The 14,933-nt window shown below is 56.6% G+C and carries 13 protein-coding genes; 9 read left to right on the top strand and 4 right to left on the bottom strand.

What is annotated here, in order from left to right:
* Position 1: 1 nt before the first annotated feature.
* Positions 2 to 1,699, bottom strand: a complete 1,698-nt coding sequence (locus AABB29_RS12125) for a hypothetical protein (protein WP_341366662.1) — start codon at positions 1,697 to 1,699, stop codon at positions 2 to 4.
* Positions 1,700 to 1,711: 12 nt separating this feature from the next.
* Between AABB29_RS12125 and AABB29_RS12120 the strand changes: the two genes are divergently transcribed.
* The 3 genes from AABB29_RS12120 to AABB29_RS12110 all read left to right on the top strand — a co-directional run bounded on the left by AABB29_RS12120 (position 1,712) and on the right by AABB29_RS12110 (position 4,911).
* Complete coding sequence (locus AABB29_RS12120; RefSeq protein WP_341366663.1) at positions 1,712 to 2,182, top strand: GNAT family N-acetyltransferase; 471 nt, start codon at positions 1,712 to 1,714, stop codon at positions 2,180 to 2,182.
* A gap of 72 nt (positions 2,183 to 2,254) precedes the next feature.
* Positions 2,255 to 2,791, top strand: a complete 537-nt coding sequence (locus AABB29_RS12115) for an RNA polymerase sigma factor (RefSeq protein ID WP_341366664.1) — start codon at positions 2,255 to 2,257, stop codon at positions 2,789 to 2,791.
* Complete coding sequence (locus AABB29_RS12110; protein ID WP_341366665.1) at positions 2,788 to 4,911, top strand: VWA domain-containing protein; 2,124 nt, start codon at positions 2,788 to 2,790, stop codon at positions 4,909 to 4,911. Before AABB29_RS12115 ends, AABB29_RS12110 begins: the two co-directional genes overlap by 4 nt.
* Positions 4,912 to 5,203: 292 nt before the next feature.
* On the opposite strand, the gene AABB29_RS12105 is transcribed toward AABB29_RS12110, so the two are convergent.
* Positions 5,204 to 6,751 carry a methyl-accepting chemotaxis protein gene (locus AABB29_RS12105; protein ID WP_341366666.1) on the bottom strand — a complete coding sequence of 516 codons (1,548 nt, stop codon included), beginning with the start codon at positions 6,749 to 6,751 and terminating at the stop codon, positions 5,204 to 5,206.
* A 154-nt stretch (positions 6,752 to 6,905) separates the two neighbouring features.
* Positions 6,906 to 9,122 carry a primosomal protein N' gene (locus AABB29_RS12100; RefSeq protein WP_373636531.1) on the bottom strand — a complete coding sequence of 739 codons (2,217 nt, stop codon included), beginning with the start codon at positions 9,120 to 9,122 and terminating at the stop codon, positions 6,906 to 6,908.
* Between the two features lie 146 nt (positions 9,123 to 9,268).
* Between AABB29_RS12100 and fsa the strand changes: the two genes are divergently transcribed.
* The 6 genes from fsa (at position 9,269) to AABB29_RS12070 (ending at position 14,317) form a co-directional block, all read left to right on the top strand.
* Positions 9,269 to 9,922: a fructose-6-phosphate aldolase gene (gene fsa, locus AABB29_RS12095; RefSeq protein ID WP_341366667.1), complete on the top strand. Its 654-nt coding sequence runs from the start codon at positions 9,269 to 9,271 to the stop codon at positions 9,920 to 9,922.
* 437 nt (positions 9,923 to 10,359) lie between these two features.
* Positions 10,360 to 10,803: a hypothetical protein gene (locus AABB29_RS12090; protein ID WP_341366668.1), complete on the top strand. Its 444-nt coding sequence runs from the start codon at positions 10,360 to 10,362 to the stop codon at positions 10,801 to 10,803.
* A 139-nt stretch (positions 10,804 to 10,942) separates the two neighbouring features.
* Positions 10,943 to 11,638, top strand: a complete 696-nt coding sequence (locus AABB29_RS12085; protein ID WP_341366669.1) for a DUF484 family protein — start codon at positions 10,943 to 10,945, stop codon at positions 11,636 to 11,638.
* Complete coding sequence (locus AABB29_RS12080) at positions 11,635 to 12,558, top strand: tyrosine recombinase XerC (protein ID WP_341366670.1); 924 nt, start codon at positions 11,635 to 11,637, stop codon at positions 12,556 to 12,558. Before AABB29_RS12085 ends, AABB29_RS12080 begins: the two co-directional genes overlap by 4 nt.
* Before the next feature lie 85 nt (positions 12,559 to 12,643).
* A complete protein-coding gene (locus AABB29_RS12075; protein WP_341366671.1) occupies positions 12,644 to 13,342 on the top strand; it encodes a CDP-alcohol phosphatidyltransferase family protein in 699 nt (232 codons plus the stop codon).
* A 240-nt stretch (positions 13,343 to 13,582) separates the two neighbouring features.
* On the top strand, positions 13,583 to 14,317 hold the full coding sequence (locus tag AABB29_RS12070) for a DUF4157 domain-containing protein (protein ID WP_373636530.1): 735 nt from the start codon (positions 13,583 to 13,585) through the stop codon (positions 14,315 to 14,317).
* Between the two features lie 53 nt (positions 14,318 to 14,370).
* Here the strand turns inward: AABB29_RS12070 and AABB29_RS12065 are convergent, their stop codons facing one another.
* Positions 14,371 to 14,829: a methylated-DNA--[protein]-cysteine S-methyltransferase gene (locus tag AABB29_RS12065; protein ID WP_341366673.1), complete on the bottom strand. Its 459-nt coding sequence runs from the start codon at positions 14,827 to 14,829 to the stop codon at positions 14,371 to 14,373.
* Between the last annotated feature and the right edge of the window lie 104 nt (positions 14,830 to 14,933).

The raw sequence follows: 14,933 nt of genomic DNA, 5'->3' as shown, positions 1-14,933 counted from the left end.
TCTAAAACCGACGGTCATACATCGCATCATCGCGCCTGAGCAAAACCATCCGCAGATGTATATCCGGATCGGGTTCTTCATCGATGGCACGGATCAGCACCTTGTTTGCGTCACCCGGCCAGTTCTTTTTGCCCCAGTTCCGCAGCGTATCGCAGGCCGACACACGAAAGCGCGGGTGCGGCGACCGCAGCGCAGCTTTGACCAATGGCCAAGCGCGTTTATGCGCGCTTGCCACACGCGACAAGACCCGGTCCAGGGCTGGATAATCCTCCCAGGTTTTGCCATCTGCTATCCGGCTATCGGGACCTGTAGCAATGTCATCCAACGGTGATTGCGCAATCGCAAGATCAATGCAGCGCCGTTGCTGATCCGCGCTTTGCCCCTCCGCCAAAACCGCCCAAAGGTTCAGTGACGGGTCGTTTGATTGGCGCTGATAGGCGGCTTCCCACGGATCGAGGTTCTCAGTCGTTGAAATGTCAGCACCATCGGGAAAACCCGTTTGGCCGATCCCAGAAAGGCCTGCCTTATCCAAAATGCTATTTTCCGCTGCTGCAAGGTATTGCACGGCATCTTCCTGAATTTGAGCCCTGTCTGCGTCGGTCCATTCTGGCAAAGCGTTGTCGCCAGCGATGTGTTCATAAAGCACCTTGGCGGCAACAACCCTTTGCAAGGTCGCCGGATGGGCTGACACCAACTGCTGCCACAGCCGCACAATGGCCAACATATCAGCGTGATATCCCGGTGCGATCCGGGACCCCGCGGCCCCAAGCAAGATGGTCAACATATCGGCTGTTCCACACAGCAATGCCTGATCTGATGGGGCCGCGTCTTGGCGCAATTGCGCAAGTGGCTGGCCCTTTGTCAGGGCGATCACGGCAAGCCGATGATTACCAATCTCGGCCTGCAAACCATCCCTGAGCAGCCAACGGCGGAACGGCTCATCAAGTTTATCGGTCAGCAAGTCGACCAAATCGAGGCGCCCTGCCCCCGTTTGCATCTTGGCAAGTTTCAGAATCGCAGCCCGTGCGTCATCTTCGGGCAAATTGCATAGCAGCGCAGCGCCCGCATGCTTGGCAAAGACACCATGACGTCCGAGCGTTTCAAAGACAGGCACAAGGTGGCGGCGACCCAAACCACCAAGGACGAAAATAGCCAATTTCACCGGCTCGCGGTCAGGGCTATTGTGAAGGACCCATTCAAGCATATCTGTGCCCGGATCAGAAATGCCCACCACCTGGAAATGGTTCAGCACATCTTCCCAAATGTCCTCAAGCGTCGTCCTGCACGACGCGTCATAGAATGCATCAAAGGATGGACCATTGCGATGCCGTTCCAGCCGCTGGAAGGCGTCGAGAACCGCAGCACTGCCATGGGCCGCGTCCTTTGATAGCCGCGCTTCATCCGGCAATGGTTCTGTATCTGAATTGCGCCCCGCCTTTTGCAAGCGGCGAAGATGATCATAAAGCGCAACACAATCAGCGGCCCAAGGGGGACGAAAGCCGGACGGCGGCCAATGGCGTTTGGGTCTGAAAATGCGAAACATGTTGGCCATGCTCGTAAAGACGGCGGCAAAGCTTTTCAACGTGCAGGGCGTGCCGTCAGCGGTATCTGTCCCATGACAGGGGTTTTGCAACGCAGCAAAACCTGCCAGTCTGATGGCACCCCGCCCCCCGGCACGGCATTCTTCCAAACAGCGCATCGAGGACCCTTCATGCTGATCCGACAAGCCAGCCTCGCTGATATCCCGCAGATGAGCGCGTTTTTACAGCGCCTGCAGGCTTTGGGTAAACGGACCCGGCCCGCTGACCCAGATTTTGTCCGCGACACCTATATCACCTCGGCCGATAAGCTAAGCTGCGCATTGGCTGAAAAGGACGGCATCGTCCTTGGGTTTCAGGTGCTGATCTATGCAAAGCCCGGCAATACCTATGACGTCACGCCCGGTTGGGGGATTATTGGCACGCATGTGAACCCTGATGTGGCACGGCAGGGTGTGGGCAAAGCGCTTTTTGCGGCCACGCGGGTTGCCGCCCAAACCTATGAGCTGGAAAAACTGGATGCCACCATTGGTGAAGAAAACGCCGAAGGTTTGGGCTATTATGCGGCCATGGGCTTTGAAACCTACCGGCGCAAACCAGGTGTGATCTGCAAGTGCTTTGAATTGACAACAGGGGCTGCCTAACCCTCTGGGAAAAAAATTCGAAAACCGTGCCAAGGATTGACCTTTCACGCCCGTCTAACCACCGTGATGCGTATGACAACCAGCGATGAAGACCTCGCAGAAGCGGCGGCAAATGGTGACGGAGTGGCCTTTGCCAGCTTGCTTGAGCGGCATTATGACCGGCTCTTTGCCTTTTGCTTTCGGCTGACAGGTGCCCGGGCCGAAGCCGAAGATCTGTGCCAGGATATCTGCGCCGCCCTGCCCGCCAAACTGGGTAGCTATCAAAAGCGGGCCAAGGTCACGACATGGCTTTACCGGGTGGCCGTCAACGCAGCCCATGACCGGCGCCGCAAGCGGTCCACCTATCGCAAAGCCACCGAAGGCTGGGGCGATTGGGAAACGCAACGCACAGCCGCCAACCGGGACACAAACGAACAAATCGATTGGCTCACAGCAGCAATGAACCAACTGAGCGAAGATCTACGCGATACATTAGCGCTGGTGCTGGATGATATGACCCATGCGCAGACCGCCGATATTCTGGGCGTCTCAGAAGGCACAATCAGCTGGCGGATATCGGAAGCGAAAAAGGCATTGCGGGCCATCAAACAAAAGGAGGACGTCGCATGAGCGATGATCTGGACGACCTCAAAACACTGATGCAAAGCGCAACACCCCGACCTGATCCGGCACGGCGGGCAGAAAATCTGGCATTGGCGCGGAAAAATTTCGAAACCTTCCAAGGATCGCAACAAGCGGCGCGTCCCACCCCTGTAACCGGGCCAAATGGCCTCTGGACAGGAGTAATGACCATGCTGAACACATTGAAATCCAAAGGGGCGCTCAGCGCGACAACCGCACTGGTGGCCTGCGGCCTTCTATTCCTGACGCCCGGCGTGCAGGACATGCTGCGCCCATCAACTCCGCCGCAAATTACGATGACCGAATTGGAAGGCACCATCACAGAACCACAGATCGAAGACAGCCCGCTTTTGGCCGAGGAACTATCGGATGACCTGATCTTGCAAGAGCCCGCAACCGCGCCTTTTGGCGACATCCAAAGGGGCCCGCTGAGCATCCCGCCAAGCAGTGATGAGGCAATGCGTGTCCCGCAAACACCGCCTGCCCCCGCCGCGCCGCAGAAGAGCGAGCCAGCAGAGGCAGAGTTGGCAGAAATTCGGCCGATGGTCACCCCACAGGCCCGGAGCACGACCGACTCAGCTGATATCAACGGAGCGATCTTGGGGGGTGCAGCCGAACCAAGCGCTATGCTCGAGGCCATGCCAACGCCATCCGACCGGCTTTCAATGACAGCTTCCCCACCGGCGCCAACCGTTCTTCTGCGCCCAACAGCCCGAGACACCGAGAGCTTTGCAAATGCCGATAGCAACCAGTTACAAATCACATCAGAGATGCCCGTTTCAACGTTTTCAATCGACGTGGACACGGCGTCTTATGGGGTGGTGCGCTCATCATTGAACCGCGCGCAGTTGCCGCCAGCTAATGCGGTTCGGATCGAAGAGCTGATCAATTATTTCCCATATGATTACCCCGCACCTGGCGCTGGCGAAGCGCCCTTCCGACCGACGGTCAGCGCCTTCCAGACCCCTTGGAACGAAGACACACAATTGGTACATATCGCCCTTCAAGGCCAAATGCCTGCGTTGGATGATCGGCCGCCGCTGAACCTGGTATTCTTGATTGATACATCAGGTTCGATGGATGACCCTTCCAAACTGCCACTTCTGAAGCAAAGCTTTCGGCTGATGCTGGGTGCATTGCGGCCATCCGATCAGGTCGCTATCGTCGAATATGCAGGCAGCGCCGGGCAGGTGCTGGCACCCACTGCAGCCTCGGAACGCAGCACGATCTTGAACGCAATCCAATCGCTTGGGGCGGGCGGATCAACGAACGGGCAAGGTGGGCTCGAACAGGCGTATGCGGTAGCCGAGACCATGCAGGCCGATGGTGAAATCAGCCGGGTGATCCTGGCAACAGATGGCGATTTCAACGTGGGCCTCAGCAATCCAGCGGCGCTGGAAGATTTCATTGCAGATAAGCGCGAGACAGGAACATATCTGTCGGTATTGGGCTTTGGCCGGGGCAATCTGGATGATAGGACGATGCAGGCGCTGGCACAGAATGGTAACGGGATCGCCGCATATATAGATACGCTATCAGAGGCGCAAAAAGTGCTGGTGGACCAGCTGTCGGGTGCCCTGTTCCCGATTGCCGGAGACGTAAAAGTGCAGGTGGAATTCAACCCCGCCCAGATCGCTGAATATCGGTTGATCGGCTACGAAACACGGGCACTCGCACGCGAGGATTTCAACAATGACGCCGTTGATGCAGGCGAGCTGGGGGCGGGTCATACGGTTACAGCGATCTATGAGGTCACACCGGTCGGCAGCCCTGCACAGCGCAGTGATCCGCTGCGATATGGCGAAAGCAACGTGGCTGCGATTTCGGATGAATTGGGCTATGTTAAACTGCGCTTCAAAGCCCCGGGCGACGATGTCAGTCAATTGATTGAAACCCCGATCATTGGCAGCAACGTTCCGGGCACGGAGGCGCATTTTGCGGCAGCCATCGCCGGGTTCGGTCAGCTGCTGCGCAATCCGCAATATTTGGGTGATTGGGGTTATGAAGACGCCATCGCCCTGGCCAATGCAAATCGAGGGGATGACCCGTTTGGATACCGGACTGAAGCAGTGCAATTGATGCGGCTGGCACAAAGCCTGGCCCAATAGTTGGTCGTGACAATGTAGGTTGGGTTGAAGCCCATCCTACATAAAAGAAAAACGAAGATGCGGTCGGCGAATATTATGAAACTCAATTGGCCTCCACATTGGCCTTGCGGGCCGAGTATACGCCCATAACGTCTTCCACCGAATTTGCCTGTTCCTGACTGTCTTCAAGAGCGCCTTAAGCAGGCGCCATGCCTTATTGGACGCTGGCACACATGCTTAGTGCAACTACGCGATTTCCCCTCAAATAGCGCTCAGCCAAAAATACTGGAGTCCTCGCCATCTGGCGCATTTGCTAGCCCGCCAATCGCTGGGCAACCGCCGATTCAAACTGAAAGCCGGACAGGGCCTGCTTCATCGAATTTGCGCCATTGGCTAGTTGCTGGCCCATTGCGGTCATTTCTTCACACATAGCCGCATTATGTTGTGTCGCAGTATCCAAAGACTGCACCGCATCATTAAGACTATGAACCACGCCAGCTTGATGATTAACCGATTGCGTAATGTTGCCAATCATCGCGCTCGCATCGGTAACCTGGCCAACAATTTCGTCCAAGGCTTCACCCGCCGCATTCACAAGGCCAGAACCCTTTTTCACTTCTTGGCTGCTTTTCTCAATCAGTTGTTTGACACTGCTCGCAGCCTCAGAGGTACGCTGCGCCAAAGCCCGCACTTCGGACGCGACAACGGCAAAACCCCGTCCGCTCTCACCAGCGCGTGCGGCTTCCACACCGGCGTTCAGGGCCAAAAGATTTGTTTGGAACGCAATATCTTCGATCAGACTGATAATACTCGAAATTTCGCTTGATGACTCAGTGATCTGCTTCATGGCTTCAACGGCCTGCTCGACAATATCGCCATTCTTTTGCGCATTACTGCGTGCAACGGCGGCAGTATCGTTCGCCTTTCCGGCACCGTCAGCAGTTTCCTGCAACGCCTTCGTCAGTTCCTGTAGACGTTCAGCAGTCTCCGACAGTGTACTGGATTGACGCTCTGTCCGTTGCGCAAGATCATCGGCAGAGCTCGACAGCTCTTTCGAACTGATACTGAAATCTGCAGAGGTTTCGGTGGCCATCCGCAACACGCTACCCAGGTTTTCGACCAAGTAATTAAAGGTTTTCCGCAAATCATCATATTGCGAGGGCAGTTGTCCTTCTATTTTTTGTGACAAATCCTGCGCGGCGAGCTTTTGCAGGTGATCCTGAAATAGCTCAACAACTTCGGTGACGGCGCGTTCACCCTCTTGCGCGGCCCGCTCAGCAGCCTGGCTCGCCTCACTCAAAGCCATGACTTCATCACGTTGCGCACTGACTTGCTGAGAAATTTCGTGACGTTGCTGAATGGACAGCGCAAGGATAATAGTTTCCAACACAACCACTGCGCCGTGAAATACTGTCCGTGCAATGAACCCTTCCGTCATATCGGGGTAGAGCATTGTCGGCATCACAATGCTCATCGCAAGATGGTGGATGGCGACAAATGCGGCAGAGGCCAGTAAAACCCGCACCTCATACATCACCGAAATGACCGCGAGTACTGCGAAGTAGATCATATGTGTATCGATTTGCCACGGGTGCCCTTCAAACGCCGCGGTAATCGCCATGGTTTGCAACAGCAGCGCAGCCGCGATCATCGGTTTGTTCCAGGATAGCCTTTGCAGTGCAAAAAACGCTGCAACCAAACCCAGCGCAAACGAAAACAATCCAACACCAAGTATTGGATTCCCGATCACGCCAGCGGCGACCGGTGCAAGTGGCGTCTGTATCGCCAAAACCACGAGCGCCAGTTTGACACCCTGCTGATCGGATTCGTTGACAGCCGGATCATCCATTTCGTTCGTCAAGGTACAATTCCTGATTACAGTTGCGCATGAGCCTTACAAGTCCCGTTGGCAAACCTACAACAGGCAAAATTAAGATACCGTTATGCCGCACAGCTTTTCCGTTTCATCGCGCAATACCGGACCTGATCCTAGCGACGATAAAGGCTCAAAACCTCTAATAGAAACTCTGCGGATCGATATCGATCGCCATGCGCAAATTGGTCGGTAGCCGAAACTGCCCTACCCATTTTGCAAGCGCCTGCTGCAGCGGCGCTGTCTTGTCTGCCTTGACCAGAAGCCTAACGCGATGCCGTCCACGCACCCGCGCAATCGGGGCAGGAGCGGGCCCAAAAACCTGCGCCCCAATCTGGCGCAGAGGCGCATCCAGACGTGCCATTTCGGCCCCCAAATCAAAGACTTCCTGCACATTCGGGCTACTTAAGATAATCCCGGCCATGCGCCCGTAAGGTGGCACCGATGCGGCCTTACGCTCAGCCGCTTCGGCTTTCCAGAAACTTTCCTCATCCCCTGCCAGGATCGCCCGGATAACTGCATGCTCCGGCTGGTAAGTCTGCAGCAGCGCCTCGCCCGGTTTATCTGCCCGGCCCGCGCGGCCGGCTACCTGCCGCATCAGTTGGAATGTCCGCTCTGCTGCGCGCAGGTCAGATCCCTGCAAGCCCAGATCGGCATCGATCACCCCAACAAGGGTCAGCAAAGGAAAATTATGCCCTTTGGCCACCAATTGTGTGCCGATGATAATATCAGCAGCGCCTGATGCGATCTCTTCTATATGCGCCTTCATCGCGCGGGCTGATCCATAAAGATCAGAGGACAAGACCGCGATCCGCGCCTCAGGAAACAGCCCTTCAATCTCTTCCCCCATGCGTTCAACGCCGGGGCCAACAGCGCTCAGACGATCCTCTGCGCCGCAAGAAGGGCAGACCGTGGGCATTGGCTTTGTCTCGCCGCATTGATGGCACATCAAACGCTTGAGAAACCGATGCTCGACCATCCGGGCATCACAATCATCGCAGCCGATCTGATGGCCGCAGGCCCTACACAATGTAATCGGCGCGTAGCCTCGGCGATTAAGGAAGATCAGTGATTGCTCGGCCTTTTCAAGCCTCGCACTAATTGCGGCCCGTAGGGTGGGTGAAACCCACCGCCCCCCTGGGACATCCTCCACCCGCATATCAATCGCGGACATTTTCGGCAGGACCGACGCGCCAAAACGCGATGTCAGCTCAAGACGTGTATATTTACCCGCCTCCACATTGGCCCAACTTTCTAGGCTAGGCGTGGCCGAAGCCAGCACCACCTGCGCCCCGTTGATCGCAGCCCGTAGCACAGCCATGTCCCGCGCATTGTAAAGCACGCCATCTTCTTGTTTGTACGAGCTATCATGCTCTTCATCGACAACGATCAGTCCAAGGTGCTGATAGGGCAAGAACAGGGCCGAGCGGGCTCCCACAACCAGTTGCGCATCCCCCTGCCCAACCATACGCCAACAACGGCGACGCTCGGTCATGGTAACGCCCGAATGCCATTCTGCAGGCTTCATGCCAAAGCGCGCCTCGACCCGGTTGATAAACTCACCGGACAAGGCAATCTCGGGCAACAACACTAGCGCCTGCCGGCCCATGCGCAGGCATTCAGCCACAGCCTCCAAATAGACTTCCGTTTTGCCTGATCCGGTCACGCCTTTCAGCAAAGTCGTCCCGTAAGCATCCTTGCGCAGGGCGGCCCGCAAAGCATCGGCCCCCGCCGCCTGATCGGCGCTCAGTTCCTTACCGCCATAGTCCGGATCCAACCGGGGATAGGGGGTATCACGCGGGGCCTCTTCCTCGGCGACGGCCCCTTGCTTGACGAGGCCTTTGACCACCGAGGTACCCACATCGGCCATCTCAGCCAATTCGCGCAGGGTAAAAGACAGCCCGCCATAATCGCGCAGCACCCCAAGCACCTTTTCGCGGGCACTTGTCATTCGGTCCGGGTCCTTGCTGCCCAACCGGTAAATCTTACGCATGGACTGCGGATCACCGAGGCCAGGCGCCCGGGTGCCAAGGCGCAGCATGGCAGGCATAGGGGTCAGGGTGTAATCAGCAGCGCGGTTCAGGAACGCGCGCATCTCATCACGCATTGGGGCCACATCCAGAACGCGGATGACCGATCTGATCTTGGTGCGATCATAATCGCCCTGGCCGGGTCCCCAAACAACGCCAAGCACCTTGCGGGGGCCAAGCGGCACCTCGACAAATGCACCCAGATGGCAACCGCCCTCTGGGGCTTTGTAGTCCAGCAAGCGATCCAGCGGCTGGGTCGTCAACACGCCCACCAGATCGCCCTCATGGTAAAAATCAGGCGGCACGGCGCAGACAGACAGATGGGGCAACGCCACCAACAGGTCGCAAGACTAACACGCTGCAAAACTGTATCATGACGACGATCACCCTCAGGTTGGCACGAGGCCTTCCCCCCACGCACCCCATGAGGTAAACGAGGCGCAACCAAACGCCAACCCTTCCCCGGAGAAGACAAATGAAGTTTTTCGTAGACACCGCCGAGATCGATCAAATCAAAGAACTCAATGACCTTGGAATGGTGGACGGGGTCACAACCAACCCCTCGCTGATCGCCAAATCCGGGCGAGACATTTTGGAAGTGACCAAGGAAATCTGCGACATAGTTGATGGGCCTGTCTCTGCCGAGGTGGTCGCATTGGAAGCCGACCAGATGCTGGCCGAAGGGCGTAAGCTGGCCAAGATCGCAGACAACATCGCGGTCAAAGTGCCGCTGACCTGGGCCGGGCTGCAAACATGCAAGGCGCTCAGCGATGAAGGCACGATGGTCAACGTGACCCTATGCTTTTCAGCCAATCAGGCGCTACTGGCGGCCAAAGCAGGCGCGACCTTCATCAGCCCGTTCATCGGGCGACTGGATGACATCAACCTTGATGGGCTGGAACTGATCGAGGACATCCGCACGATCTATGACAACTACGGGTTTGACACGCAAATCCTTGCGGCCTCGATCCGCTCTGCCAATCACATGTCTGAATGCGCCAAGATCGGCGCCGATGTTGCGACAGCACCGCCCGCCGTGATCAAGGCGATGGCAAACCATGTGCTGACCGACAAAGGGCTGGCAGGCTTCATGGCGGATGTCGAAAAGGCCGGCATCAAAATTCTATGAACCCGCGCTTTAGGGTGCCCATTTTGGGCGCCCTACCGGGCTCCTCCTGATCACGAAGGCCATTGTCATTGAAGCAGAAAACGTGGTTTGTCGACAGTGTAGCGATCAATCAACCTGCCGACCTTTATGACATGGCGGATGCGCGTTTTGTGCCGACTTACGCTGCACGGGTCAGAACATTCCTAAAGCGGCAAACTCCCTTGGCGATATATATCAGTCGGGAAATCTGGGCGCTTCGGCTAAGGCGGCCCTACCGAGAAATCCGGTTCATACCGACACAGGGAAACGCAGACAGCCCAGCCATCAAACGCGACTTGATCAGCACATTTCTTTCTGTCCAAGTCGATGCAAATTTTAGCCAGATGCTGCAGTGTTCAGAAACGGATGAGGCCCTTTCTGACCTATTCGTTTCGCTTTTCCGTTCAGGTTTCACCCGGTTGGATGAAAAAACACTTCAGGACGCCTGCGCACAGGCGATCGAAAACTATCAGTCCGCAAACTATCAGGCGCTGCTTTGGACCCCCGACAAACATCGGATTGAAGGGACCAATATTATGGCCGAAATTGCATATTATGCGACACCTACAGCGAAAACCTGCTCTGTCAAATTGTGGCGGGCACAACGACCTCATCCTTGCTACCAGACATCATTTCCTTTGGTGACACCTCAAGAAAAGGATGGTGTGATTTCAATGGCAGAATACGCGCCAGCGCAGGTGGCTATTTTGAAAGGTGATCGCATTGAGTTCGTGACCCAAACGCAAACCGGGATGATACCACATCCAGATCTTGCACAATATGCCGTTGCCTTGACATCGCTCGAAGCAAAAATCGGACCAATCCAGCGGCAGAAGCGCCCGGGCCACCTGCGCCTTATCTGATCAGTCACGTAACAGGGGCCGCTGTCTCATCACTGTCTTGGCAAAAAAGCCACGCGCCTTTGGCCTGCTTCAAAATAGTTGAAGAAATGCGTCCAACCCTCTGCTAAAGTGTCAAAAAAACAAAAGCAGAGCAGGCAACATGAACAAACAGATCATGGCTGATGACCTTCGTAAGAAGATCATCGCAAATCCCGATGTCCTCTTGGATGACCACGATGTCATGCGCGCTCTTGTGGGCGCAAAAGAAGAGGCTGCGGGCGTCAATATTGTAGATTTACGCGGCGTGGCTATGGAACGGCTAGAGGCCCGGTTCGACCGGCTTGAGGACACCCATCGCAATGTTGTAGCGGCAGCCTATGAAAACCTGGCCGGAACCAATCAGGTTCACCGGGCCATTCTGCGGATGATGGATGCGCAAAGCTTTGATCAATTCCTGACCGATCTAACCGGTGATGTTGCCGATATTCTGCGGGTTGATGCAATCCGCGTGGTGCTGGAAAGCAGCGATCCGAACGCGGCCGATGAAATGCGCCCGACGCTAGCCGTCATGCCCGAAGATTTCATCGAAGGCTACATCACACTTGGCCGTAACATGCCCGCACGGCAGGTCACATTGCGCAAGTTCCATAAGGTTGGCGGCAGTCTTTATGGCGAACGGGCCGAATATATCCAGTCCGAAGCCTGCCTGAAACTGGATCTTGGCGAAGACCGGCTGCCCGGTATGCTGGTCATGGGCAGCGAGGACCCCAAGCTGTTCACACCGCAGCAAGGCACTGATCTGCTGGCGTTCTTCGCAGGTGTTTTTGAGCGGACAATGCGGCGCTGGCTGACGTGATTTCGGATGCTCTCAGCGATGCATTGGCCCGCTGGCTGGATCATGAGCGGGCCTTGGCTGGCGCGGCTGAAAATACGCTGAAGGCCTATCAGGCTGATCTTCTGGGATTTTTATCCTTCATGACGCAATATAACGGCGAGGCCCAAGGCCTTGGGCCGATTGCCAAGATCGGCATCCGGGATATGCGGGCTTGGATGGCCAATGAACGCGGACGCGGTGTCAGCGCGCGGTCGCTTGCCAGATCATTGTCGGCGGTCAAATCCTTCTACCGCTGGCTGGCCGCCCGCGAAGATTTTGAACCGACCGCCGTTCTGTCAACTCGCGCGCCGAAATTCCAGGCCAAATTGCCCCGCCCCCTGGCGCCCGATGCCGCAGCGGCCATGATCGAAACGGTCGAATTGCAAGCGCCTGAACCATGGGTCGCGGCCCGCGACAGCGCGGTCGTTACGCTGCTTTATGGCTGCGGGCTGCGGATCTCTGAGGCGCTGGGGTTGACGGGCGCTGATGTACCTCTGCCCGAAGTGCTTCGGATCACAGGTAAAGGGGGCAAGGAACGGATCGTGCCCGTGATTGATGCTGCGCGCGCCGCCGTTGATGCCTATCTACGGCTTTGCCCCTACCCGGCCCAAGCGGATAAGCCGCTTTTTCGGGGCGTGCGCAGCGGTGCGCTGTCGCCACGCGCAATTCAAAAGGTGATGCAGCAAACCCGGATGCAACTTGGCCTTCCAGCCACGGCCACACCACATGCAATGCGCCATTCCTTTGCGACCCATCTGCTGGCAGCTGGGGGGGATTTGCGTGCGATCCAGGAACTATTAGGGCATGCATCACTTTCGACAACACAAGCCTACACGGCCGTCGACGCGGCCCGCCTGATGGAGGTCTACGACAAAGCCCACCCCAAAGCAGCCGGACCCTGAACCCGGCCCGCCTGCCTGCGCAAACCCAGAGAATTCAGGGCACGCCCCCATTGCCCCGGCACAGCTTTTCCCGCATGAAGTGTCGATGACATTACGCAGCAAAGCACTTTTCGTTCACCTTCTGACGGCATCTGGCGCTGTATTTGCCATGCTAGCGATGCTGGCCGCCGTCGAAGAAAAATGGAGCCTGATGTTCCTTTGGCTCGTCGTCGCTTTTTTCGTAGACGGGATCGATGGACCACTGGCACGCCGCTATGACGTGAAGACGAATGCACCCACCTTCGACGGGGTCCTGCTGGACCTGATCATCGATTATCTGACTTACGTCTTCGTGCCAGCGTATGCGCTGTTCAAATCGGGGCTCTTGCCCGGGTGGACGGGATGGTTTGCGATTATCATCATCACCTTTACTTCGGCGATGTATTTCGCCGACACACGGATGAAAACCAAAGATAACTCTTTCTCCGGCTTTCCGGGATGCTGGAACATGCTGGTTCTGGTGATCTTTGCGCTGCAACCCAGTTTTTGGGTATCGGTGGTCCTTGTGGGCAGCCTCGCCGTTGCGATGTTTCTGCCGCTGAAATTCGTGCACCCCGTCCGGACCAAACGTTGGCGGAACATTTCACTACCGATGGCGCTCGCCTGGACCTTTTTTGCCGGTTGGGCGGCATGGGTCGATTTTCATCCGGAAAGCTGGGCACATTGGGGGCTTGTAGGCTCATCAATCTATTTGCTCTGTGCTGGGGTCCTGCAGCAAATCCTTCCCGAAAGGGGCACGCGCTGATCTTCTCCGTTGGAAAACGGCGGGGTTCGTGCTAAGGGTTGAGTCATTCAATGACGCACTCCCGGTTTTAAGGGCCACTCAATGTACAGTTTCCAACAGGCGCCCCGCGCCAGCAAATCCGCAATGCGGCATCCGCAAACCGGCCAAACACCACTGCAACAGGCCGCCACAAAAAGCGCCAAAGCAAGCGCGGGTCGAAACCTGCAGGACATTGCAAATCAAAGCCCGCAGGTCCAGCAATTGCAAAGCATCGAGAACGATGCCGGCCAGGGCAAGTTTGTGCAGCGGGCCGAGACGCGCAAACCTAACAAAACCGGACTGCCAGACGGGTTGAAATCCGGAGTTGAAAACCTGTCGGGCATGTCCCTCGACAATGTCAAAGTGCATTACAACTCATCCAAACCCGCCGCAGTTCAGGCCCATGCCTATGCTCAAGGCAGTGATATCCACCTCGGGCCAAGTCAGGAGAAACATCTACCGCATGAAGCGTGGCACGTGGTGCAACAGGCACAAGGGCGCGTCAAACCGACCACGCAAGTGAACGGCGTCTCAGTCAACGACAACGCCGGGCTTGAGAAAGAAGCCGATGTTATGGGCGCGAGGGCGATCGCAACAAAATTGCCGACGAAAGAGGTGTCAAACGAAGGCATCCAGGGGGGGGCAAGACAACTTCGCGCAGATGTTATTCAATGCACACGCGATAACCTGGAACTAGAACTGGCCACAGAGCACTATGGTGACCACTTTGATGCAGAACTACCCACCACAGGGGCGCAACTGCTTCAATACGTAAGGGATAATTGGGACAGATTTGTGCAAGATGATGCTCCATATGACCAATGGTGGCAATTGGAGCTTGGTACATATGAGACAAGTCGCGCCAACGGCACGACCTCCGATCGGCAATGGTCTATTTCATTGAAAGAGGTTAGTGGCGGGCGGACGCTTGTTAAGCATTTTGGCCCACACGGTTAGACTGCACTACATTTCCAGTGTCTCTTTGGATTTCCAAGATAAATTTGCTTTTGCTAGATTAACAGCCCCGCTGCACCTTCTAATCGCAACAGGGCCACCTTGGCCTCGACCCCGCCCTCGCCTGAGAACCCGCCAAGCCCTGTTGCCCCGAGCACCCGATGGCACGGGATCAGAATGGCGATGGGGTTCCCCCCGCAGGCCTGACCGATGGCTTGCGCCGGAACGCTCAGCTCTTTGGCTAAGTCTCCGTAGGTGCGTGTGTAGCCGTATGGGATCGCGCACAGCGCGGCATAGAACGCCTGTTGAAACACGCTCCCGCGAGACCGCAGTGGTAGCGTGAACTCGCGCAGGTCGCCGGCGAAATAAGCGGTCAATTCACCCTTGGCCCGCTCAAACAATGCGCCTTTGGTCAGATTGCCGGGCCGCCCCCAATGCAGCTGCGTGATCGCACCGTCCGCCGCATCGAGCCCAAGGCCTCCAACGGGCGAACTCTCGCAGATCAAGCCCGGCATGGGGATACGCCTATCCGGCGCTGCACTTGTAAGAGTGGTCGCGTCCGCAGGTGATCGCCCGATTTGGCAGCGCCAACCGTTTGAGCCAGCGTGGTTTTTGCACC

Origin of the sequence: Yoonia sp. BS5-3, assembly GCF_038069655.2 — a bacterium.
In the GTDB taxonomy this organism is placed as follows: domain Bacteria; phylum Pseudomonadota; class Alphaproteobacteria; order Rhodobacterales; family Rhodobacteraceae; genus Yoonia; species Yoonia phaeophyticola.
This window is presented reverse-complemented; position numbering and strand designations above follow the sequence as displayed.